General features: G+C 62.8%; 22 protein-coding genes. 12 read left to right on the top strand and 10 right to left on the bottom strand.

The window, feature by feature from the left end:
• Positions 1-15 precede the first annotated feature (15 nt).
• Positions 16-672, bottom strand: a complete 657-nt coding sequence (locus TU79_RS03735) for an alpha/beta hydrolase (protein WP_057006784.1) — start codon at positions 670-672, stop codon at positions 16-18.
• Between the two features lie 345 nt (positions 673-1017).
• Here TU79_RS03735 and TU79_RS03730 point away from each other — a divergent pair, with 345 nt between their 5' ends.
• The 5 genes from TU79_RS03730 (at position 1018) to TU79_RS03710 (ending at position 6606) form a co-directional block, all read left to right on the top strand.
• Positions 1018-2049, top strand: a complete 1032-nt coding sequence (locus tag TU79_RS03730; protein WP_053254520.1) for an amino acid ABC transporter substrate-binding protein — start codon at positions 1018-1020, stop codon at positions 2047-2049.
• A gap of 72 nt (positions 2050-2121) precedes the next feature.
• The gene (locus tag TU79_RS03725; RefSeq protein ID WP_057006783.1) at positions 2122-3303 is read left to right on the top strand and encodes an amino acid ABC transporter permease; all 1182 of its coding nucleotides are present in this window, start codon (positions 2122-2124) and stop codon (positions 3301-3303) included.
• 10 nt (positions 3304-3313) lie between these two features.
• Positions 3314-4411 carry an amino acid ABC transporter permease gene (locus TU79_RS03720; RefSeq protein WP_057006782.1) on the top strand — a complete coding sequence of 366 codons (1098 nt, stop codon included), beginning with the start codon at positions 3314-3316 and terminating at the stop codon, positions 4409-4411.
• Between the two features lie 11 nt (positions 4412-4422).
• Complete coding sequence (locus tag TU79_RS03715; protein ID WP_003171943.1) at positions 4423-5187, top strand: amino acid ABC transporter ATP-binding protein; 765 nt, start codon at positions 4423-4425, stop codon at positions 5185-5187.
• Positions 5188-5340: 153 nt separating this feature from the next.
• Positions 5341-6606 carry a CynX/NimT family MFS transporter gene (locus tag TU79_RS03710; RefSeq protein WP_057006781.1) on the top strand — a complete coding sequence of 422 codons (1266 nt, stop codon included), beginning with the start codon at positions 5341-5343 and terminating at the stop codon, positions 6604-6606.
• Between the two features lie 3 nt (positions 6607-6609).
• On the opposite strand, the gene TU79_RS03705 is transcribed toward TU79_RS03710, so the two are convergent.
• The 8 genes from TU79_RS03705 to TU79_RS03670 form a co-directional block, all read right to left on the bottom strand.
• Entirely contained in the window at positions 6610-7230 is a 621-nt protein-coding gene (locus TU79_RS03705; RefSeq protein ID WP_057006780.1) for a DUF1120 domain-containing protein, read from the bottom strand.
• Positions 7231-7275: 45 nt separating this feature from the next.
• Complete coding sequence (locus TU79_RS03700) at positions 7276-7914, bottom strand: DUF1120 domain-containing protein (RefSeq protein WP_057006779.1); 639 nt, start codon at positions 7912-7914, stop codon at positions 7276-7278.
• A 10-nt stretch (positions 7915-7924) separates the two neighbouring features.
• Complete coding sequence (locus TU79_RS03695) at positions 7925-9052, bottom strand: DUF1120 domain-containing protein (RefSeq protein WP_057006778.1); 1128 nt, start codon at positions 9050-9052, stop codon at positions 7925-7927.
• A gap of 11 nt (positions 9053-9063) precedes the next feature.
• Positions 9064-11511 carry a fimbria/pilus outer membrane usher protein gene (locus TU79_RS03690; RefSeq protein WP_057006777.1) on the bottom strand — a complete coding sequence of 816 codons (2448 nt, stop codon included), beginning with the start codon at positions 11509-11511 and terminating at the stop codon, positions 9064-9066.
• 122 nt (positions 11512-11633) lie between these two features.
• A complete protein-coding gene (locus TU79_RS03685) occupies positions 11634-12380 on the bottom strand; it encodes a fimbria/pilus chaperone family protein (protein WP_082638342.1) in 747 nt (248 codons plus the stop codon).
• Positions 12381-12382: 2 nt separating this feature from the next.
• The gene (locus tag TU79_RS03680) at positions 12383-13009 is read right to left on the bottom strand and encodes a DUF1120 domain-containing protein (protein ID WP_057006776.1); all 627 of its coding nucleotides are present in this window, start codon (positions 13007-13009) and stop codon (positions 12383-12385) included.
• 77 nt (positions 13010-13086) lie between these two features.
• A complete protein-coding gene (locus tag TU79_RS03675; RefSeq protein WP_057006775.1) occupies positions 13087-13707 on the bottom strand; it encodes a DUF1120 domain-containing protein in 621 nt (206 codons plus the stop codon).
• A 36-nt stretch (positions 13708-13743) separates the two neighbouring features.
• On the bottom strand, positions 13744-14355 hold the full coding sequence (locus TU79_RS03670; RefSeq protein ID WP_057006774.1) for a DUF1120 domain-containing protein: 612 nt from the start codon (positions 14353-14355) through the stop codon (positions 13744-13746).
• A gap of 572 nt (positions 14356-14927) precedes the next feature.
• Here TU79_RS03670 and TU79_RS03665 point away from each other — a divergent pair.
• The 7 genes from TU79_RS03665 to dacB all read left to right on the top strand — a co-directional run bounded on the left by TU79_RS03665 (position 14928) and on the right by dacB (position 22543).
• Positions 14928-15746 carry a response regulator gene (locus TU79_RS03665; protein WP_057006773.1) on the top strand — a complete coding sequence of 273 codons (819 nt, stop codon included), beginning with the start codon at positions 14928-14930 and terminating at the stop codon, positions 15744-15746.
• Positions 15747-15943: 197 nt separating this feature from the next.
• Entirely contained in the window at positions 15944-16579 is a 636-nt protein-coding gene (locus tag TU79_RS03660) for a response regulator (protein ID WP_057006772.1), read from the top strand.
• A 72-nt stretch (positions 16580-16651) separates the two neighbouring features.
• Entirely contained in the window at positions 16652-17125 is a 474-nt protein-coding gene (locus TU79_RS03655) for a nuclear transport factor 2 family protein (protein WP_057006771.1), read from the top strand.
• 33 nt (positions 17126-17158) lie between these two features.
• On the top strand, positions 17159-17434 hold the full coding sequence (locus tag TU79_RS03650; protein WP_057006770.1) for a GIY-YIG nuclease family protein: 276 nt from the start codon (positions 17159-17161) through the stop codon (positions 17432-17434).
• Positions 17435-17509: 75 nt separating this feature from the next.
• Entirely contained in the window at positions 17510-18445 is a 936-nt protein-coding gene (locus TU79_RS03645) for a glutathione S-transferase family protein (protein WP_057006769.1), read from the top strand.
• 110 nt (positions 18446-18555) lie between these two features.
• On the top strand, positions 18556-20970 hold the full coding sequence (locus TU79_RS03640; RefSeq protein ID WP_057006768.1) for a TonB-dependent siderophore receptor: 2415 nt from the start codon (positions 18556-18558) through the stop codon (positions 20968-20970).
• A 118-nt stretch (positions 20971-21088) separates the two neighbouring features.
• The gene (gene dacB, locus TU79_RS03635) at positions 21089-22543 is read left to right on the top strand and encodes a D-alanyl-D-alanine carboxypeptidase/D-alanyl-D-alanine endopeptidase (protein ID WP_057006767.1); all 1455 of its coding nucleotides are present in this window, start codon (positions 21089-21091) and stop codon (positions 22541-22543) included.
• A 1-nt stretch (position 22544) separates the two neighbouring features.
• On the opposite strand, the gene TU79_RS03630 is transcribed toward dacB, so the two are convergent.
• Positions 22545-23324 carry an IclR family transcriptional regulator gene (locus TU79_RS03630; protein ID WP_057006766.1) on the bottom strand — a complete coding sequence of 260 codons (780 nt, stop codon included), beginning with the start codon at positions 23322-23324 and terminating at the stop codon, positions 22545-22547.
• Positions 23325-23329: the final 5 nt, after the last annotated feature.

Here is a 23329-nt window from a genome sequence, read left to right as displayed (position 1 = left end):
ACATAAACGCCGGTGTCAGCTCAGCCGCGCGAGCAGCCAGGCACCGATGTCGTGGATCTCCTGAGGTAACACTTCGTGGCCCATTGGGTATTCCTGCCATGTCACGGTGACACCATGGCTCTTTAAATGCTCGAAGGCGCTGCGGCCCATGGCGTTCTGTACCACCTCGTCGTACTGGCCATGCAGGCACAGCGCCGGAATGCGCTGTTGGCTGGCGGACAATTGCAGCTCGTCGTCGAAGGTAGGCGCATAGGTGGAGAGGGCGATCACGCCACCCAACGGCCCCTGCCAGTTCAGGTACGCGGTGTGAAAGACCACTGCGCCACCCTGGGAAAAGCCTGCGAGAAAAATCCGCGAGGCGTCTATTCCGGTTCTCTTCTGCGCTTCGATGAGGTCCGTGACCATTTGCGTGGACGCGTCCAGCTCTTCCAGGCTGATCGAGCGTGCCGGGCTCATGGCTTTGATGTCGTACCAACTGGGCATCGCGTAACCGCCGTTGATCGTCACCGCGCGGGTCGGCGCCTGGGGCAGCACGAAGCGGGTCGACAGCAGGGTTTCCTGCAGCGCTTCGGCCACCGGCATGAAGTCGTAGCGATCAGCGCCCAGGCCATGCAGCCAGATAACGCAGGCGTCTGCGGGCTTGGCGGGCTCTAGAATCAAGGGTTCGGTCATGTCTGCTCCATAAATGTGCGGGCGCGCCGATTGGGTGCGTCGGAACGGTGCGCCACTGGTTGATCTGTTAAGAGAATGTCGCAAGGTTGAATCTTTTGCCATTGAACATGGCACTCAGCGACTCAGCCAGCACTCTGGTACGGGCCTTGCTATGTGTAGGTCGATGTCAGAACTCTCCTAGGGCGGTAACACTATCAGTGACGGCCGCCTGTAGGAAAGCAACTGGAATTACCGCAAAGATCTCATGCTGCTTGACCCCAAAAAAAGCCAACACGGGTCGATATCGCCTCATAAGGGTGCGCTGAGGTTGGAGCTCCGACACAACAAGAGCAACTGGAGGTTTGAATGAAGGTATTGAAATCCACCCTGGCCATCGTGACTGCGGCCGCTGTATTGGGTGTCAGTGGTTTTGCCCAAGCTGGCGCCACCCTGGACGCCGTGCAGAAGAAAGGCTTTGTGCAATGTGGCGTGAGTGACGGCCTGCCGGGTTTCTCGGTACCGGATGCCAGCGGCAAGATCCTCGGGATCGATGCTGACGTTTGCCGTGCTGTGGCCGCTGCTGTTTTCGGCGACGCGACCAAGGTCAAGTTCAGCCAGTTGAATGCCAAGGAGCGTTTCACCGCGCTGCAATCTGGCGAAGTCGACATTCTGTCGCGCAACACCACCATGACCAGCTCTCGCGATGCGGGCATGGGCCTGAAATTCCCGGGCTTCATCACCTACTACGACGGCATCGGCTTTCTGGTAAACAACAAGCTGGGCGTTAAAAGTGCCAAGGAACTGGACGGTGCAACCATCTGCATCCAGGCCGGTACCACCACCGAGCTGAACGTTTCCGACTACTTCCGTGGCAACAACCTCAAATACACCCCGATCACCTTCGACACCTCCGATGAAAGCGCCAAGTCGCTGGAATCCGGGCGTTGCGACGTGCTGACCTCCGACAAGTCCCAACTGTTCGCCCAGCGCAGCAAGCTGGCCTCGCCGAAGGACTACGTGGTTCTGCCGGAAACCATTTCCAAGGAGCCGCTGGGCCCGGTCGTGCGTAACGGCGACGACGAGTGGCTGGCTATCGTGCGCTGGGTTGGCTACGCCATGCTCAACGCTGAAGAAGCCGGCATCACCTCGAAAAACGTTGAAGCCGAAGCCAAGTCCACCAAGAACCCGGACGTTGCACGTCTGCTCGGTGCCGACGGCGAATACGGCAAAGACCTGAAAGTGAAGAAAGACTGGGTCGTGCAGATCGTCAAGCAAGTCGGTAACTACGGCGAAGTGTTCGAGCGTAACCTGGGCAAGAGCACCCCGCTGGAAATCGACCGTGGCCTGAACGCACTGTGGAACAACGGCGGTATCCAGTACGCACCCCCTGTGCGCTGATCGCTGATGGTTCTGTCACCCGGTGGGCCAACCGCCGGGTGATGTTCTGTTCCATTCTTTTCGGGGCACTTCATGCAAAATCAAATCGGCGCACCCAAGCAGAAGCTCAGCTTCAGCGATCCCAAAGTGCGTGCGTGGCTCTTCCAGATCATCACCATTGTGGCGGTGGTCTCGCTGGGCTGGTACCTCTTCAACAATACGCAAACCAACCTTCAGCACCGGGGCATCACCTCGGGGTTCGACTTTCTTGAGCGCAGTGCCGGCTTCGGCATCGCGCAGCACCTGATCGACTACACCGAATCGGACAGCTATGCCCGGGTGTTTGTGATCGGCTTGCTCAACACCTTGCTGGTGACCGTGATCGGTGTGGTCCTGGCGACCCTGCTCGGCTTCATCATCGGCGTGGCGCGTCTGTCGCCCAACTGGATGATCAACAAGCTGGCGACGGTGTATGTGGAAGTGTTCCGCAACATCCCGCCATTGCTGCAGATCCTGTTCTGGTACTTCGCGGTGTTCCTGACCATGCCGGGGCCGCGTGCCAGTCACAACTTCGGCGATACCTTCTTCGTCAGCAGCCGTGGCCTGAACATGCCGGCGGCGCTGGCTGCCGACGGGTTCTGGCCGTTCGTGATCAGTGTGGTGCTGGCCGTCGTCGCCATCGTGCTGATGGCGCGCTGGGCCAACAAACGCTTCGAGGCCACGGGCGTGCCGTTTCACAAGTTCTGGGCCGGTCTTGCGCTGTTCATCGTGATCCCGGCGTTGTGCGCCTTGATCTTCGGCGCGCCGCTGCACTGGGAAATGCCCAAACTGCAAGGCTTCAACTTCGTTGGCGGCTGGGTATTGATCCCCGAACTGCTGGCACTGACGTTGGCCCTGACTGTTTATACGGCGGCGTTCATCGCGGAGATCGTGCGCTCGGGCATCAAGTCCGTCAGCCACGGCCAGACCGAAGCCGCGCGCTCCCTGGGCCTGCGCCCCGGGCCGACGCTGCGCAAGGTGATCATCCCGCAGGCGCTGCGGGTGATCATTCCGCCGCTGACCAGCCAATACCTGAACCTGGCGAAAAACTCGTCACTGGCCGCCGGTATCGGTTACCCGGAAATGGTTTCGCTGTTTGCCGGCACGGTGCTCAACCAGACCGGTCAGGCGATTGAAGTCATTGCCATCACCATGAGCGTGTACCTGGCGATCAGCATCAGCATTTCCCTGCTGATGAACTGGTACAACAAGCGCATTGCGCTGATCGAGCGGTGAGGAAACCTGCATGAGTTCGCATACGTTCAAACCTGATATGCCGCCGCCGAACAAAGTTTTCGGGCCGATGGCATGGATGCGCGCCAACCTGTTTTCCAGCTGGCTCAATACCCTGCTGACCCTGTTGGCGTTTTACCTGATCTACCTGGTGGTCCCGCCGATCCTCAGTTGGGCCATCCTCGACGCCAACTGGGTCGGTACCACGCGCGCCGACTGCACCAAGGAGGGCGCCTGCTGGGTGTTCATCCAACAGCGCTTCGGGCAATTCATGTACGGCTACTACCCGGGCGATCTGCGCTGGCGCGTGGACCTCACCGTGTGGCTGGCCATCGTTGGCGTGGCGCCGTTGTTCATCTCGCGGTTTCCGCGCAAGGCGATCTACGGCCTGGGCTTTCTGGTGCTGTACCCGATCATCGCGTTCTTCCTGCTGCACGGCGGCGCCTTCGGCCTGACCAACGTGGCGACCAGCCAATGGGGCGGCCTGATGCTGACCTTGGTGATCGCCACCGTCGGCATCGCCGGCGCGTTGCCGCTGGGCATCGTGCTGGCGCTGGGACGGCGCTCGAACATGCCGGCGATTCGGGTGGTCTGCGTGACCTTCATCGAGTTCTGGCGCGGCGTGCCGTTGATCACGGTGCTGTTTATGTCCTCAGTGATGCTGCCGTTGTTTTTGCCCGAAGGCATGGGCATCGACAAACTGCTGCGCGCATTGATCGGCGTGATCCTGTTCCAGTCGGCCTACGTGGCCGAAGTGGTGCGCGGCGGTCTGCAAGCCATCCCGAAAGGGCAGTACGAAGCGGCCGCAGCGATGGGCCTGGGTTACTGGCGCAGCATGGGCCTGGTGATTCTGCCGCAAGCGCTGAAGATGGTGATCCCCGGCATCGTCAACACGTTTATTGCGTTGTTCAAGGACACCAGCCTTGTGATCATCATTGGCCTGTTCGACCTGCTCAACAGCGTCAAGCAAGCCGCCGCCGACCCGAAATGGTTGGGTATGGCCACTGAGGGCTACGTGTTTGCTGCCCTGGTGTTCTGGATTTTCTGTTTTGGTATGTCGCGCTATTCCATTCATTTGGAACACAAGCTCGACACAGGCCACAAGCGTTAGGAGTTGATGTGATGAGCGAAGCGATCAAACAGCCTGTGAGCCCTGAAGGCATTATCCAGATGCAGGGCGTCAACAAATGGTACGGCCAGTTCCATGTGTTGAAAGACATCAACCTCAACGTCAAGCAGGGCGAGCGTATCGTGCTGTGCGGCCCGTCGGGTTCTGGCAAGTCCACCACCATCCGCTGCCTCAACCGCCTGGAAGAGCACCAGCAGGGCCGCATCGTGGTCGATGGCGTGGAGCTGACCAACGACCTCAAGCAGATCGAAGCGATCCGCCGTGAAGTGGGCATGGTGTTCCAGCACTTCAACCTGTTCCCGCACCTGACCATCCTGCAGAACTGCACGCTGGCGCCGATGTGGGTGCGCAAGATGCCCAAGCGCAAGGCCGAGGAAATCGCCATGCACTACCTGGAGCGCGTGCGCATTCCGGAGCAGGCGCACAAGTTTCCGGGGCAACTGTCCGGTGGTCAGCAACAGCGGGTGGCGATTGCCCGTGCGCTGTGCATGAAGCCGAAGATCATGCTGTTCGACGAACCGACCTCGGCGCTGGACCCGGAAATGGTGAAAGAGGTGCTGGACACCATGATCGGCCTGGCCGAAGACGGCATGACCATGTTGTGCGTGACCCACGAAATGGGCTTTGCGCGCACCGTGGCCAACCGTGTGATCTTCATGGACAAGGGCGAAATCGTCGAGCAGGCGGCGCCGAATGACTTCTTCGACAATCCGCAGAATGATCGGACCAAGTTGTTCTTGAGCCAGATTCTGCATTGATCGATGGTTGAATGAGTGAACCCCGGTCTGGTACCGGGGTTTTTTTGCTCTTGCAGGAAAGTCCGAATAGGCTGTAGGGCTATCCGCCAGTTGCTCGGTCGTTCGCGCCACGCACCTGTCCTGCCTTGCTTTTTCTTTTCCTACAGTTGATCCATGAACCCTCAAGCCCAACGCACACCCGACCTGGAAGCACTGTTGATTAACGCCGAAGCCTGCGACGACGCAGTGCAACAGCCGCCCGCGCCCGTGACTCGCCCGTGGCTCTTGCTGCTGGGGCTGATTCTGGTGGCGCTGAATTTGCGTCCGGCGCTGTCAAGCCTCGCGCCGTTGCTCAGCCAGGTGTCGGACAGCCTTGGGTTGTCGGCGGCCAGGGCCGGGTTGCTGACCACTTTGCCGGTACTGTGCCTGGGCCTGTTCGCGCCGCTGGCGCCGATCCTGGCACGGCGCTTTGGCGCCGAGCGCGTGGTGCTGGGCGTTTTGCTGATGCTGGCCGGCGGTATCACGTTGCGCAGTGCGTTCGGTGAGGTGGGCCTGTTTAGTGGCAGCCTGCTCGCCGGGGCGAGCATTGGCATCATCGGCGTGTTGTTGCCGGGCATCGTCAAGCGCGACTTCGCCAGGCAGGCTGGCGCGATGACCGGCGTGTACACCATGGCGCTGTGCCTCGGCGCGGCGTTGGCGGCGGGGGCGACGGTGCCGTTGAGCCATTACTTTGCAGACGACTGGGCGCTCGGCCTGGGTTTCTGGATGCTGCCGGCGCTGATCGCGGCAGTGTTCTGGTTGCCCCAGGCCCGGCACAAACACACCGCTCACCAGGTGGCTTCGCGGGTCAAAGGTCTGTTGCGCGATCCGCTGGCCTGGCAAGTGACCCTGTACATGGGCCTGCAATCGTCGCTGTCATATATCGTGTTTGGCTGGATGCCATCGATTCTGATCGACCGCGGCCTGAGCGCCACTGACGCGGGGCTGGTGCTCTCCGGCTCGATCGTCGTGCAGCTGCTCAGTGCGCTCAGCGCGCCGTGGCTGGCCACGCGGGGCAAGGATCAGCGCCTGGCGATCGTGGTGGTGATGCTAATGACGCTCGGCGGCCTGTTCGGCTGCCTGTACGCGCCGATGGACGGCCTCTGGGGCTGGGCGGTGTTGCTCGGCCTGGGGCAAGGTGGCACGTTCAGCCTGGCGCTGACCCTGATTGTGTTGCGCTCACGGGACGCACACGTGGCGGCCAGCCTCTCCGGCATGGCCCAGGGTTTCGGCTACACCCTGGCGTCGATGGGGCCGCTGGCCGTGGGGTTGATCCACGACTGGAGCGGCGGCTGGAGCGCGGTCGGCTGGTCGTTTGGCGTGATCGGCGTGGCCGCCATCATCGCCGGCCTTGGCGCTGGCCGCGCGCTGTACGTGGGGGCCGGCCGCGCGCGGCGCTGAGGGCTACAGGTATTTGACTTCCAGCGTGGCCGAGCCGTCGATCGGCACTTCGTTGCTCAGGTCAAGGTCGTTGGCGGGGGCGATGTAGGTGCGCACTCTAAGATTTGCTGTGAGAAACCGGATTGCGGTCGGTTGGGTTGGGGCATCCTTTGCAGCGAACGCAGCCCAGAGGCCCACATCCCAGAACCAGGCGCCGGCGGCTGACCAATTGATGCCGTCCACGGAAGTGAGAGACTTTACCGCGACACCGTCTGCGACAGGGTTCTCAAGGGTCATCCAGAAATTTCCCAGTTTCTGATTGTCATTGATCAACCCCAGACCGTATGACCTGCTGACGTTGCTGCTTCCGGCGCGATTGTCGATAGTCCGCAGGGCGAACAGGATCGCTGCGTCGCAGTTCACCTCCAAATTCAAGGTGTTTATGCCGATGTAATTCGGCGATGTGGGCTTGAGATCTCTGGCGGAAATTTTGCCGTGCTCAATCACTCCGTTATTGGACAGCGCGGGCGTGCAAGCGCTGGGCGTAATGAGTCCCTTGACGGCCAGGTCAACGCTGGACGCTGCAACCGCGTTGCCCGCGCCCGCCATCATAAAGGCGACAAAGAAGGTGTTCAGGAGCTTCATGGGGTATTCCTTTTTTTCAGGGAAAGTGTTGGTTCAGGTGTTTCTTTACAGGTACACAACTTCCAGGGTGGCTGAGCCGTCCATTGGCGTGTCCACACTCAGGTCAAGGTTTTGGCGCGCGTTGAGCGTGGCTTCAAGCGTCAGCGTGCTGGTCAGGCTTCGGATGGCCGAGGGGCCGGCAACGCTGCCCATCACGTCGGTGAACCCCAACAGGCTGCGCGAGCCAATATCGATGGGGTTGAGGTTGGCGGTGCGCCAGGCCACGCCGCCGGTGGTGGACTCGGTGCCGTACACCACCGCCAGGTCGTCGACGACGGTTTGTTTCGGGTCGAAACTCACCGAGTACACACCGATCTTGTTGCCGCTGGTGTCCAGTCCCAGGCCGTAGAAAATTTCGCTGTTGACGTGGGCCGTGCCGTCGCGGTTGTCGCGCATGCGCAGGGCGAAGCGGCCGGGTGCATTGCAGTTGACCGTCAGTGTCAGGTACTTGAGGGGTAAACGCGTGCCGACCTCCACGTTGAGGTCGGCACGCGAGATCTTGCCGAAGTCCACCAGCGCGCCGCTCGACAGCAGCGGGGTGCAGGCCATCGGCGTGATCAGGCCTTTGACGCTCAAATCAACCGTGGACGCGGCGTGCGCGGTGCCTGCAAGCAAAGGCAATACAGCAAATAGCAGGGGTTTCATGGCGGTGCTCCTAGGGATAATGAATTTCGAGGGTGGCCGCGCCGTCCAGCCGCACCTCGCTGCCCAGGTCCAGTGAACCCAACGGTGCGATCACCGCCTCAAGGCTCGTGGTGGCGCTGAGTTGCTTGATTGGCACGGGGCCGCTGGTGCTGCCGGCGCTGGTGCTGAAGCCCAGATAACGACTGGCGGCTATCGCCAGCGGCAGGGCGCTGGCACTGCTCCAGGCCGACGTGCCGGTGGCCGAATCGGTGCGATACAGCTGCGGCCAGTTGTCGGCGGTGGTGCGCGTGGGATCGAACACCAGGTGATAGCGGCCAATCCTGTTTTGCCGGGCGTCCAGGCCCAGGCCGAAGGAGGTGTCGTCCGCTGCTCCCGTCGCCGAGCCCAGGCGGTTATCGCCCAGGCGCAGGGTGAATGCGCTGGGCGCATCGCAGGCCACGCTGACGATCAAGGACCGCGCGGGAAGGACGGTGTCCTTGTCCATGTTCAGGTCCATTACCGACAGTTTGCCGAAGTCCACCGTGCCGCCGCCGGACAAGCTTGGCGTGCAGGCGGCCGGGGCAAAGCGCGCTTGCAGGCGCAGCTCCCGCGCGCGGCCGCCATCGATGGCATCGAACACGCCGCTTTCGTCCCACGTCACCGCATCGTTGATGCGCGACGCATCCTCGCTGGCCCAGGCGCTGACCTGAATCTGCACGGAAAAACTGCGCCCGCTCACCGCGACCCCGGCGTGCATCGGCACGATGCCGTGTTCCGGCCGCCAGCGCAGGCGTGTCGCGGTGCTGACCGGCGACTGCCCGCTGCCGGCGAGCAAGCCCAGATCCACAGCCTGACCGTCGAGCAGCGCATCGCTCACCTGTAGCCCGTAACTGCCGCGCGCGGTGAACGCGAAGCGCTCCAGCCCTGCGCCCGGTGCGCGATAGAACAAGCGCATGTTGCCGGGGTTGGGGCAATTGAGGGTCAGGCTCAAGCGGCGTTCGCCCAATAAACGTTCGGCCCCTGGCGTCAGCGCGACCGCGCGGTTCATCTGGCCGAAATCCACGAACGTTTCGCTCAGGCTCAACTGGCACTCATCCGCGCCCCAGGCGTTGGCGCCCGGCAGCAGGCCGAGGGCGAGCAATGCGGGTTTCAAACCCATGGTGAAGGTCCTCATGGTTGGCACCGCGCCGATGCGGTTTCGTAATACACGTCGGGGTTGCCGCGTTCGGGCAGCTCGAAGTCCAGGCGGCAGCGGGCCTGGCCCGGCGCACTGATCCACAGCGGGCTGCGGTCGAGTACGTCCGGCAGGAACACCTGGCTGCCCTCTTGCACCAGGGTCACGAACTCGCCGTCTTCGGTGCTCACGGCCGCGCCCCGTGGGAGCGCTCGGCCATCGGTGGTGCTGACGTTGAGCAGCGCTCGGCGCGTCAGTGCCACGCCGAACTCGACTTTATCCACCGCACCGCGCCCGGCCGACAGCACCGCCAGACCATTGCTGATGTCGGCATTGCGCGGCAGCGAACGGGTTTGCACTTCCACCGGACTTCGCCCATACGGGCTCAGTTGCGGCACCACGGCCTGGCCTTGCCAGTCGGTCCACACCGGGCCGCTGGGGGTGTTGACCTGGATGCCGGCCATGTCGCCCACCGACATCAGCGCAAAGGTTTCGCGCACCGGGTAGGGCGAGAAGGTCAGGCCGCCGCCGTGCAGCACCACGCCCCCGCGCGCGCCGCCTTGATAGCTGGAGCGCTCGGCATTATTGCGGGTGTAGTTGACGTCCAGCTGGCTGTAATAGGGCAGGGCCGAGACGCCGATGGAGGATTCCACCTCGCGGTCGCGACTGTCGCGCTCGACGCCCACGCGGTAGCTCAACTGATCGTTGAGCTGTTCGCTGAGGCCGGCGCCGATGCGCTGTTCGCCGCCGGCATTGCGCGCCCACACGCGACCCCTGCGGTTTTCGCCCAGCGGCACGCTGATGTTCACATACACACTGTCATCGCTCTGCTGGCGCCCGCCGACTTGCCATTCGGCGCTGGCCGACACTGACACGCGGCCAAAACGGGTGCCCCACGACGCCAGGGCGCGGCTGCTGCTGTCACCGGTGAAAGTGGAAGAACGCGAGACTCCCGCACTGAAGGCGCCCAGCAACGGATGCGACCAGGACGCCGTGGCGCTTTGCTGGTCGCGGTAACGCGAACGTTGCTGCTCGCGGGTCGTGGTGGTGTAGGTGGAGTCTTCCAGGTCGCGGTAGTCCAGGCTGCGCCAGGAGCCGGCCGTGGTGATCGACCAGCGTTCGGATACGCGCTGGGACCACGAAAAATCGCTTTGCACACCGCGTTCGTTGCCCAGGCGGCTGGCTTGTGCGAGCCGGGTCGAGATTTGGAACTGGCCATCCTGCCACGGCAACCACCCCAGGTTCAGGCCACTGGCACGGTAGTCTTCGGCTATCAGTACGCCGGCGCCAATGCTGACCTGCGGATGCAACGCGCCGCTCCAGCCGCCGCTGACTACCCACGGTTCTGCGCCTTCACCTCGACCGACCTTGCGCACGCGGCCGGCGGCCACCGAATAGCCAGGTGCCGGTAACCCCAGGCCCAGCATGGCAGCCGGCACTGTGAAGCGCCGCTCTTCACCGGTGGTTTCCCTGATCGTGACTTCCACATCGGAGCGTCCGTTCAGACGCCGCACGTCAGTCAGCGAAAACGGCCCGGCGGGCACCACGGTGGAATGAATCAGCGTGCCGCTCTGGCGTACCTCCACCTGGGCCGGACTGTTGGCGATGCCGGTGATGGTCGCGCCCTGGTTCTGGTCCTGCAGCGCGGTCTCGGTCAACACTTGGGCGCCGGTGATTTGCGCACCGGCCAGCACCGGGTTGTACAGGTTGAGCTGCCCGGCCTGGAACACCGCCTGTTGTTCGGCAAAGGTGCGCTGGGCGTAGGCGTCCAGATGCGTGGTGCGCGAGACCTTGTCCTGCCAGGTGCGCACCTGGCGGCTGCGCACGATCCAGTCACCGGCATTGAAGCCCACCTCGGTGTTGGCCGAGCCGAAGCGGCTGTTGTCGTCGCCGTACTCGTTGTACAGACCGGTGAGGTCGTAGTTGAGCAGCCCGGCAAACCCGCCGGTCTGGTAGCCGGACACGTCCTGCACCGCCGGGCGCAGCGCATCGGTGGGCACCACCAGCGACAGGCTGAGGCTGGCCGGGTCCTGCTCGATGACGGTTTGCGGGTAAGCGTCGAGAAAACCGTGGCACTCGGCATTGGCGTGCGGCACGCGCAAATTGCCCGCGTCCAGCAGCGCCTGGTTAAAGCACAGCGTGCCGCGGTCGTCGAATACCACATCCACACGTCCGCGCCGCTGGCCGTTGACGCTGAGGTTGAGAGCATGACGCCCCGACGCGAACCGGGGCGCCTGTAGCAGCAGGTTGGCAAGTTGCGGGTCGATGCCGCGCTGGGACAGGGTTTGCGGGTCGAACGAACCGGTGTTGTCGTCGGCCAGAGGGGTGCCGGTGGGCAGCGCGGTGCCCAGGCTCAGCGCCAGGCCTGCCAGCAGTCGGCGCAAGTGGCGCGGTGAAACGCCGGGCAAGGCTTCGCCGTCGCGGTCAGTCTTAACTGTGCTCACAAGGTGTACTCGAATAAGAGAGCTGCGCCGCGCCAATCCCTGACGCGGGCAGGCTCCTGGTGGCCTTCAATGGGAGGCCACTTCATTGTCAGGGCGCCGCAACTCGTCCTGCGGCGCTTTGATCAAAGCGTGATGGGTGCTTCGTAAGGCCCCACGGCAAACCCGTAGACGGTCGCCGGCTGCAGTTGCACGGTGCTGGCCTGGGCCTGGCTGGCGGCGACCGTCAGGGTCTCACCCGGCAACACGTAGGTACGCGGCAACAGCGCAGAGCCGTTGCCCGGCAGCAGCCTCAATTCCTGAGCCAGGCGCACCACGTAGGGCGTCGGGTTGTGCACGCTCAGCCGGCTGTCGTGCAGGCTCCAGGTCAGCCCGGTCCAGGGCGTGCGGTTGGGCGCCAGGCCCTTGGGGTGCAGGATCACCGGCAGGTTCTGGCGCACCGTCACGCCCACGCGGGCATGGCCGGCCTCGGCGGCGGCACGGCCCTGGGGCATGCCTTCGAAGATCGCGCGTTTCAAGCGTTGCGTGGTCAGTGGCGTCGGTGATTGCAGGATGAACCGGATCAGCTGGCTTTTGGACGGTTCAACCCGCGTCAGTGGGGGTGTGACAAACAGCAGCGTTGCGGTGTCTTCCGGAATGTCTTCGAGGGTCACATGCAGCAGCGCCAGCTTTGAGTCGGTATTGGTGACCGACACCGAAGCTTCGCCATCGGCTTCATTGACGATCACCACCGAGGTGTCCGGCACCATGCCGTCAGCCAGCACCCACGTCGGGCCCCACAGGGTCAGGGCCACGGCGGCGAGATAAAGGCCCGTGTAGCGAACAAGGTTGAATAACCGTGAGAGCAGGGCAAAACGCAGAACGGGAAACATGGTTAGAGGTACCTCAGGTCGAGCACGATGGAGCCGTCCAGCGGCACTTCCTGGTCGAGGGTCAGGAAGGCGGCGGCATTGATCGACGTGTCGATCTGCAAGATGGCGTCGATCCGGCGATGGGGTTCAGGGATCAGCGTGCCGGGCGTGGCGAAGCCCATGAAATTGTTTGGGTACGCATTGTCTTCCGGAAACCAGGTCTCGCCCTGGTTGCTCGACGCCAGGACCAACACGCGCAGGCCGTCGCCGTACGCTTCGCGGATCGCCAGCGAGACGGAGCCCAGACGCTCACTCGGCGCGTGAATGTTGTTGCCCAGGCCGTAATAAAACCCTGGCCCAACCGACGACGCGGCGCGGTTGTCCACGCCGACCAGCACAAACAGCACCGGATCATTGCAGCTCACTTCCAGGTCAAGGTTGCGGGTAGGCAACTGCGTGAATTCGTATTGGTTGAGGGAGCGCGCGGGCACCCGTCCGTGATCGACGATGCCTTCGGAAGACAGGGAGGGTGTGCAGGCGCTGGGCGTGATGATGCCGGTGAATGTCATCTCGGTGGACGACGCACACAGCGCAGGTGTGGCGGGCAGGCAGAGGCACAGCGTCAGCAGACGGCGCGAGAGCATGTTCATGGTCAGGTTTGAAACCGTGATTTAAGGAGACATCCGTGGCAATCGCGCCACGCCGTGCAGGCATGGCGGACCGGGCGTTAGAGGTACTTGACGGTCAGGGTGACGGAGCCGTCGATGGCCACTTCGTTGTTCAGGGTCAGGCCGGCGGCGGGTGCAATGATTGGGAGGATGCGCACGTTGGCGGTCATCAGGCGCACCGGCGTGGGTGTGTTCACGTCACTCGCGGCGACCGAAAGAATGGAGCCCTTCTCAAACGACGGTATCGCTGTCCAACTGGTGCCGTTGTTGCGCGATGAGATCACTCGGGAAGCGACGCCATCAGCCGTCGCATTCAGGAGCGTCAGCTCCATGCCGCCGAGTTTTTCACTGTCGTTGATCATGCCGAATCCAAACACGGACGCATCATTGGCATATTCCGAACCATCGCGGTTGTCTTTGGGCTCAAGGGCCATGAGGGTCGCCGCGTCACAGGTCACGGTCAGTTGCAGCGTCTGGTAGGGCAGAAAAGTCGGCTTGTCGACTTTCAGGTCCTTCGCTGACAGCTTGCCGATATCCACGGCGCCACCGTTGGACAACGCAGGCTCACAGGCGCTGGGGGTGATGATGCCGCGCACGGTCAGGTCAACGCTGGAGGCCGCGACGGCAGTGCCGGCAGTGGTCAGCAGCAAGGCGGCGAACAGGGTATGGAGGGACTTCATGGTGGTGCTCCTACAGGGGAAGGGAAGTGAACGGATTTACAGGTACTTGAGCTGCAGCGTGGCCTGGCCATCGACCGGCACTTCATCAAGCAGCGTCAATTCGTTGGCCGGCACGATGATCGAGAACGCCCGCAACCGCGCGCTCAGGTCCTTGACGGCGATCGGGGTTTTGGTGCCGAGGGCGGCGAACGAAGTCAGCCCTTCGTGGCCCAGGTAATTGGATGTCGACCAGCTGCTTGCGCCATTGCTCGAGACAATCACGTTGACCGCGTTTTCATCCGCCACCGGGTCGAACAGGGTGAACGTCACGCTGCCGAGCTTCTCGTCATTCGGACTCAGGCCCAGGCCGTGGTCTCGCCAGTTGATGGCCGAAGTGCCGGCGCGGTTATCGATGGTGGACAGGGTAAAAAAAGTCTTGCCCTCGCAGTGCACTTCCAGGCGCAACTCAGCCGGAGCCAGCAGCGTGGGTTTGGTTGCCTGCAAGTCCTTGGAGGTCATCTTGCCGTGGTCAATCAAGCCTTCATCGCTAAGGCTGGGCGTGCAGGAACTGGGCACAATCGCCCCGGAGACGCTCAGGTCGGTATGGCTGGCGGCGAAGACGCCTGGCGCACAGGCCGCAAGCAGGAAGGCGAGAGTGATTCTGTCCATAGGTACACGTCCTTGGGGTTTAAGAAAATTTCACGGGTAAAACAAACCACCCGGGTGCAGTTGCTCAAGGCCGTCGTTAAAGCACGGCTCGGCGCGCGGCAGGGAATTTAGCGCCGGGGTGGGACGGCGGAAATACAACTAATACGAATGACACGGTGGCAATAAAAGTGAGTGCGTGTTGTTGGGGACATGAGGCAACTCCCGTGTCTGTTTTCGTTAAGTGGGGCATAGGCAGTGGCGACCGCCGTCAGTGATCGGCGGCCTGGCTCTTGAGGGGGGGCTGCGGAATTTATCGCCAGGGGGAGAGCGGGGAAATGCAACTAATACGAGACTGAGCGAATGTCGTACAGCCACGATCGGCAATGTCGGATCGCTTTATCAGATGGGAAGCGCCTACTGGAGTTTTCGTACTTGTTGTATGGCTGATGTGCATTCGTCCGGATATGTTCAAAGCTCGAAGCGCATTTATTTGAATCTCATGGTTGAGGTTCAGGGCGTCGTCTTTGGGCGAAAGGTTCACGTGTGACCCCCGTCATGCCGGCTGAGCAGTTCGCTCTCGTGAAGAGGGCTTTATGCCGGGCACGTTGCCAGATAGGAGTTCATGCCAGGCAGAGCCCGACGGCGCGCTGGTGTGGCCTGAAAGCGGCGTTCGCGTGTTGGTGGTGGACGATCACGCCACGTATCGACTGTTGCTCGGTTCGCTGTTGAAGAAACTCGGCGTATTACACCTCTGTTGCAGCGACGGTCGACAGGCGTTGATGGTGATGCAAGCGCTGCATTTTGACGTGGTTATCACCGACTGTTGCATGCCGGTGATGGACGGGTACGCGATGACTCGCGAGCTGCGCCGTCGCGAACGTGCGGCGCGCAGCCCTGCCTGTTGCGTATTGGCCCTTACCGCCAGCCTTGGCCCTGGGGACATCCAGCGTTGCCTGGCCTGCGGTATGGATGGCTGGCTGATGAAGCCGATCGGCCTGGCCCAACTCCGTGAAGTGTTGCGCTATTGGTTGGCAGCGCCTCAGGCACGCACGGGCGCAGGCGAATCTTTTTCATTGTCTGCGCATGCCAGGCGGCCCACGCGCGCAAGCGTGGTTGCCATGTTCGGTTCCTGGGAAATGACCCAGCCGCTGTTACATAGCCTGATCCAGGAAGCCCGTCATGACCTCGACATCCTGGAGCAGGCCCTGACGTGCCTGGATGCGACGTTGGTCAGTCAACGTCTGCACCGTCTGATGGGCAGCGTCGCGTTTCTGGGAAACACGGGCCTTGAACCACGGGCCGTGCAGTTGATGGAACAGGTCAATCAGTTGGGGGTTTCGGACAATGTAGGGGCGCTGCGGGATTTTTTTCGTGATGTGGAACATTACCTACAGTACTTGAGAAGCCTCTGATCCTTAGTTCTTGTAGGAATATCGTCCACTGCAATGTAGTACCGTTCTGTATGTAATTTCTTTTATTTCTGTGGGTAACAACTGACGGCACTTAAAACATTGGGGGGAGGCAAATTTCACGCAGTTATTGACGGTTGTTGCCTACAGCCAGTCGGGATATTTTGCTACTAACTAATTGCCATCATGGGAAAAAACCGATGCTCCGCATAATTATTGCTGACGATCACCCTATCGTTCGAGTCGGGCAAAAAGTCGTGATAGAGGCGAGTGGTAAATGCAAAGTCGTGGGCGAGGCCAATGGCCCTGATGAGCTGCTGGCGCTGGTGGCCAGGACCCCCTGTGATGTGATCGTGACGGACTTCGCCATGCCGGGTGACCAACAGGCTGATGGCTACGGTTTGCTGGGCTTGTTGCACCGCCAGTTCCCCAAGGTGCCGGTGATCGTGGTGACCATGTTTGCCAACGTCGCCACCCTGCGCACCGCGCTGGCCCATGGCGCACGAGCGGTGGTGGCCAAGAGTGCTTCGGCGCGCGAGTTGCCCCAGGCCCTGCAGACCGTGGTGCAGGGGCGCACCTTTATCAGTGAGTCCTTGCGTGCGCAGCTCGACCTTGCAGGCCTGGGCCAGCCGACGCAGGCACCGCAACTGTCGGGCAAGGAGCAGGAAGTGGTGAGGATGCTGGCCAGCGGCATGACGGTCAGCCAGATTGCCGCGCGGGTCAATCGCAGTATTTCCACGATCAGCAAACAGAAAAGTACCGCCATGCACCGCTTGTGCATTTCCACCGATGTGGACTTGTTTGCCTATGCGCGGGATGCAGGGATGGTGCCTTAGTGAATGCCGTGGCTTTCCGCTGCCGTGCGGACTATTGTGCGTTCCTACAAAAAACGATTCACGGAGCCGCACATGAGTGATGCACACACCGCATTGATCACCCGTTTCTACGAGGCATTCCAGCGTCTGGACGCCGAAGCCATGGCCGCCTGCTATACCGACGACGTGGTCTTCAGCGATCCGGCGTTCGGCGAATTACGGGGTCGCGACGCCGGTGATATGTGGCGCATGCTCACCACGCGGGCCAAGGATTTCTCCCTGACCTTCGATCATGTACGCAGCGATGACAGCACCGGCAGCGCCCATTGGGTCGCCACGTACCTGTTCAGCGCGACCGGCAACACGGTGGTCAACGACATTGGCGCGCGGTTCGTGTTTCGCGACGGCAAAATTTGCGAACACCACGACCACTTCGACCTGTGGCGTTGGTCGCGCCAGGCCCTGGGCCTGAAAGGCTGGCTGCTGGGCTGGTCGCCCGCGCTGAAAAACGCCGTACGCGCCCAGGCGCGCAAAGGCTTGCAGGCATTTCAGGCCGGTCGTGGATAAGCTTGGCGCTTTCTCATTGTGCCGACTCGATCCATGACCCCTCCCGCTGAAGCCAAGCCCTGGTTTGTCTATCTGGTGCGTGCCGCCAATGGCGCCCTCTATTGCGGCATCAGCAACGACCCGCAGCGCCGCTTTGCCATGCATCAGAGCGGCAAGGGCGCGCGGTTCTTCCTGTCCAGCCCGGCCGTGGCGCTGGTGTACACCGAGCAATGTGCGAGCAAGGGCGAGGCGTTGCGCCAGGAACGCTTGATCAAGAAGTTGAAGAAGAGCGCCAAGGAATGTCTGGCGGGCAGTGGCGCATTGATCTGACTGATAGCTTCTCATCACGCCACTTGAGCGTGTGGCGCGTTAAGCTGCGGGTTCATTTGCCAAGTGGACCTGCCCATGTCTGAGCTCATCCTGCATCACTATCCAACGTCCCCGTTTGCAGAAAAAGCTCGACTACTGCTGGGCTTCAAAGGCCTGCCGTGGCATTCGGTGCATATTTCGCCGGTGATGCCCAAGCCGGACCTGACCGCCCTGACGGGGGGTTACCGCAAGACTCCGGTGTTGCAGGTGGGCGCCGATATCTACTGCGATACCGCGCTGATCGCGCGTCGTCTGGAGCAGGAAAAAGCCAGTCCTGCCTTGTTCCCGCCCGGCCAGGAAATGATCACCCAAACCTTCGCCACCTGGGCCGACAGTGTGGTATTCGCCCAGGCCGTGAGCCTGGTGTTCCAGCCCGAATCGGTAGCGGTGCGCTTCGGCAAATTGCCGCCGGAGGCGGTCAAGGCGTTTCTCGCCGACCGCGCCGCACTGTTCAGCGGCGGCACGGCGAGCAGGTTGCCGGCCGAGCTGGCCAAGCATCAATGGCCAGCGATCATGGCGCGCCTGGAGCAGCAATTGCGCGCGGGCGCCGGGGGCTTCCTGTTTGGCCAACCTTCGATTGCCGACTTTGCCCTGGCCCATTGTCTGTGGTTTCTCAAGGCCACGCCGGTGACCGCGCCGCTGGTGGATGCCTATCCGGCGGTGACCGCGTGGCTGGCGCGGGTGCTGGAATTTGGTCACGGCACCGCTACGCAGATGACTGCCGAACAGGCGCTGGAAATTTCGCGCAATGCCACGCCGGCCGCCTTGCCGGACGAGGTGTTCGAGGACTTGAATGGCTTCCACGCCGGGCAGGCCGTTACCGTCAGCGCGATTGACTATGGCGTGGACCCGGTAGCCGGCGAGTTGCTGTTTGCCGGGCGCGAAGAGCTGATCCTGCGCCGCACGGACGAACGCGCCGGCACCGTGCACGTGCACTTCCCGCGCTGGGGTTTTCGCCTTCAGGCGCAATAACTGAAAAATATTTGCAAACCAATGTGAGGTAAACCTGCGGCCCATCCGTGTAGTGCTTGAAACTGCGAGCTATTCGCATTACCAGCTTTTCTATACGGGTTCCTTTGAGCATGAAGTCGACGGCGGGCAGTTGGGTTAAACAGTGGCTGGGAGCCTCGGTATTGGCGGTCTCGGGGCTGGCGTTGCTGCCCCTGGCGGTGGCGCAGGCGCAAGAGCAGCAGAACGCGCGGTTCACCTTTGCCCTGGCAGCCAAACCGCTGCCCCAGGCGCTGAGCGATTTCAGCCGGGTTACCGGGCTCAGTGTGATCTACACCGACGAAGCGCCCTATGGCCTCAACGCGCCTGCGGTCAGTGGGCAGATGAGCGCCACCGAGGCGCTGCAACGCCTGCTGGGCAACTCAGGGTTTACCTTCCGCCAGATCGATGCGCGTACCCTGGCCCTGGAACCTGTGCCCACCCGTGGCGCGGTCAACCTCGGCGCCACCACCATCAGTGGCGCCGGCCTGGCCCAGGACAGCACCAGCTACCAGCCGCCGCCCACCAGTTCGGTGATGCGCTCCCAGGGCTTGCTGCTGGAAACCCCGCAGACCGTCAACGTGGTGCCCGCCCAGGTGTTGCGCGACCAGACCCCGCGTAACCTCGACGACGCCCTGGCCAATATCAGCGGCATCACCCAGGCCAACACCCTCGGCAGCACTCAGGATGCGGTCATGCTGCGCGGTTTTGGCGATAACCGAAACGGCTCGATCATGCAGGACGGCATGCCCGTGGTGCAGGGGCGTGCGCTGAACGCCACCGCCGATCGCGTCGAAGTGCTCAAGGGCCCATCGTCATTGCTGTACGGCATCCAGGACCCGGGCGGTGTGGTCAATATCGTCAGCAAGAAGCCCGCACTGGTGCAGTCCACCTCCCTGACCGCGCGCGGCTCGACCTTCGGTGACGGCAAGAACGGCAGCGGCGCCAGCCTCGACACCACCGGGCCTATCGGTGACTCGGGCCTGGCCTACCGCTTGATCGTCGACCATGAAGACGAAGACTACTGGCGCAATTTCGGCACCCATCGCGAGACACTGGTGGCACCGTCCCTGGCCTGGTATGGCGACACCACCAAGGTGGTGTTTGCCTACGAGCATCGCGAATTTCTCTCGCCGTTCGACCGTGGCACCGCCATCGACCCCAAGACCAACCACCCGTTGAACATCCCCGCAACCCGACGCCTGGATGAGCCGTTCAACAACATGGAAGGGCGCTCCGACCTGTACCGTCTGGAAGTCGACCACGATCTTAACGACGACTGGAAGGCCCACTTCGGCTACAGCTGGAACCGCGAGACCTACGACGCCAGCCAGGTGCGTGTCAGCGCGGTGAACGCCAACGGCACCCTGACCCGCAGCATGGACGGCACCCAGGGCGCGATCACCACCGACCGTTTCACCACGGCCAGCCTGGAAGGCAAGGTGCAGGCCGGCGGGCTGCAACATGACCTGGTGTTCGGCCTGGATGACGAGTACCGCAAGGTCTATCGCGCCGATTTGATTCGGCAGAAGTCGCGCGGTGTTTTCAGCTACCTGAACCCGGTGTACGGCAACGAAGTGGCGGGCTCGACCGTCAGTGCCCCGGACAGCGCCCAGACCGACCTGCTGCGCAGCGACTCGCTGTTCTTCCAGGACGCCATCCATCTGACCGACCAATGGATTCTGGTGGGCGGCGCGCGCTACCAGATGTACGACCAGTACGCCGGCAAAGGCGTGCCGTTCAAGGCCAATACCGACGGCAACGGCCAGAAGTGGGTGCCGCGTGCCGGCCTGGTGTACCGCTACACCGATGAACTGTCGTTCTACGGCAGCTACACCGAGTCGTTCAAACCCAACTCCACCATCGCGGCGCTGGCCGATGGCAGCACCCTGAGCGGCAGCCTCACGCCGGAAGAGTCCAAAGCCTGGGAGCTGGGCGCCAAGCTGGATATACCGGGGCGTATCACCGCCAGCGCCGCGTTGTTCGATATCAACAAGCGCAATGTGCTGGTGTCGGTGGGCACCGGGCTGGACACGGTCTACAGCGTCGCCGGCCAAGTGCGCTCGCGCGGCCTGGAGCTGGATGCCACCGGCCAGCTCAGCGACAACTGGAGCCTGATCGGCAGCTATGCCTACACCGACGCCGAAGTGACCAAGGACCCGGCCCTGGAAGGCAAGCGCCTGCAGAACGTGGCCAAGCACACCGGCTCACTGTCGGCGGTGTACGACTTCGGCAGCCTGGTGGGCGGTGATGACCTGCGCGTGGGCGCCGGCGCACGCTATGTGGGCCAGCGCGAAGGCGACGCGAATAACAGCTTCAACCTGCCGGGCTACACCGTGGCCGACGCGTTTGCCACCTACGACACGCGGATCGAAGGGCAGAAGGTCAAGTTCCAGTTCAACGTGAAGAACCTGTTCGATCGCACTTACTCCACCTCGGCGGCGAGCCGTCTGTTTGTGTCGATGGGCGATGCGCGGCAGGTGTCGGTGTCCAGTACGCTGGAGTTCTAGCACGGGGCGGGTTTACTGCGAAAAGGGCTGATGGGGTAGCTGTTGTGGCAAGCCCGCTCGCCACAAGGGAGGCGAACTGGTAGCGTTGCCGCAACTTTTTTGCGGATACACCCTGGCGATGCATTTTGGACGATGGTTACATCCCCTCACGCTGCTGGCGGGCCTGAGCCTTTTACTGGGCGGCTGCGCGAGCGTCTCGCAGACGTCCATGGCCTCGCTGGACCACCTGCTGGCGGATCCTGCGCTCAATGGCGCCACCGTGTCGCTGATGGTGCGCGACGCCCGCAGCGGCAGCACGCTGTACCAGCATAACCCGCGTACACGGCTGATTCCCGCGTCCAATCTCAAGCTGCTCACCACGGCGGCGGCGATGGATGTGTTGGGGCCGCAATACCGCTTTGCCACGCAATTGTTGAGCAACGGCGCGCAGCAGGGTGATCGCCTGACGGGCAACCTGTACCTGCGTGGCCTGGGCGATCCCACTATGCAGTTCGCTGATTACCAGGCCTTGGCCGCGCAATTGGCGAGCCTGGGTGTGCGCCAGGTGCAGGGTGACCTGGTGGTCGACGACACCTGGTTCGACGCCGAGCGCCTGGGCGTCGACTGGGCCCAGGATGATGAGTCCACCTACTACGGCGCGCAGATTTCGGCGCTGACCGTGTCGCCCAATACTGATTTTGATGCAGGCACCTTGCTGGTTACCGCCAGGGCCCCTGCAGTGGTCGGGCAGCCGGTGAGCGTGGAGATCAGCCCCGCCACCGATTACGTGCAACTGAGCAATCGCGCCGTCAGCGGGCCGGGCAACACCTACGGCATCACCCGCCAGCACGGCACCAATCTGCTGCAACTGAGCGGCGCCCTGGCGCCGGGCAAGCAGAGCCGGCAGTGGGTCAGTGTATGGGAGCCGACGCAACTGGTGGCCAATCTGTTTGAACAGGCGCTGGCGCAGCAGGGCATTCAAGTGCTCGGCCGGCGGGTGATCGGTGGCGCCAGTCCGACCACCGCGTTGCTGTTGGCCGAGCACCACTCGGCACCGTTGCAGCAACTGATCACGCCGCTGCTCAAGCTCTCGAACAACAATATGTCCGAAGCGCTGCTCAAGGCCATGGGGCGCAAGACCGCCAATGCGGGCACCGCGCAGGCCGGTGTGGCAGCAGTGGCGGCGTTCATGAAACGCCAGGGCCTGGACCCGGCAACGTTGAGTCAGGTCGATGGTTCGGGGTTGTCGCGGCGTAATCTGCTGTCTTCGCAGAACCTCACGGACGTGCTGCTGGCGACCGCAAAACAGCCCTGGTTCGACGCCTGGTACAACGCCTTGCCGATTGCCGGCAATGCCGACCGCCTCACCGGCGGCAGCCTGCGTTATCGCCTGCGGGGCACCGCCGCCGCGAACAACCTGCACGCCAAGACCGGCTCGATGGCCGGGGTGTCGTCACTGAGCGGCTACATCACCGACGCCGGCGGGCGGCGCCTGGTGTTCTCGATGATCAGCAACAACCACGTCAGCGATGCGGCGCCGATTCGCGCCCTGGAAGATCGCCTGGCCGTCGCGCTGAGCCAGTGGCACGACTGATTCACGGCTGGTAGCCCATCCGCCAACTCACGGCCCGGGTCGCCGCCAGCAGGCGCTGCGCCGCCGGGCCGTCTTCATCGGCGTGGAACACCGAAGTGGGGCCGACCACGGTCATCACCGCCGCCACCTGCCCGACCGCGTTGAACACCGGCGCCGACAGCGCATCCACACCGGGCATCAGCAAACCATGTACAAAATGCAGGCCGCGGCTGCGGATCTGCGCGCAGGTGCTGGCGTAAGCCTGATCGTCCGCCAGTACGTGGGCGATGCCGGCCTGGATTTCGCGCTCACGCAAGTCCACGGTTTCGCGCGCGGGCAGGTAGGCGCTGAACACCAGTCCGGTGGACGAGCCGAGCAGCGGCAGCACCGAGCCCAACTGCGTCACCACCGTGACCGCGCGCACCGCCGGTTCGATCTGCACCACGGTCGCGCCCTGGTTGCCCCACACCGCCAGGAAGCAGGTTTCGTTCAAGTCATCGCGCAGTTCGGCCAGGGGCTGGGCGCCCACCTTGAGCACGTCCATGCTGCCCAGTGCGGCGAGGCCCACGCGCAGGGCTTCGCGGCCCAGGCCGTAATGGTTGGTGGCGGCGTTCTGTTCGGCAAACCCCGAGGCGATCAACGCCTGGAGATAGCGGTGCACCTTGCTGGCCGGCATGTGCACATGCTCGGCCAGGCGCGACAGCGAAGTGGCCGGTGACAGCTCGGCGAGGGCCTTGAGGATATCGGTGCCCACTTCGGCCGAGCGGACTTTCTGTTTGCCGGTGTCGCGGGGCTTTTCCATGGAAG

The sequence above is a fragment of the Pseudomonas trivialis genome (genome assembly GCF_001439805.1).
Lineage (GTDB): Bacteria > Pseudomonadota > Gammaproteobacteria > Pseudomonadales > Pseudomonadaceae > Aquipseudomonas > Aquipseudomonas trivialis.
The sequence above is the reverse complement of the archived record's forward strand: the minus strand, read 5'-3'. Positions and strand labels throughout refer to the sequence as shown.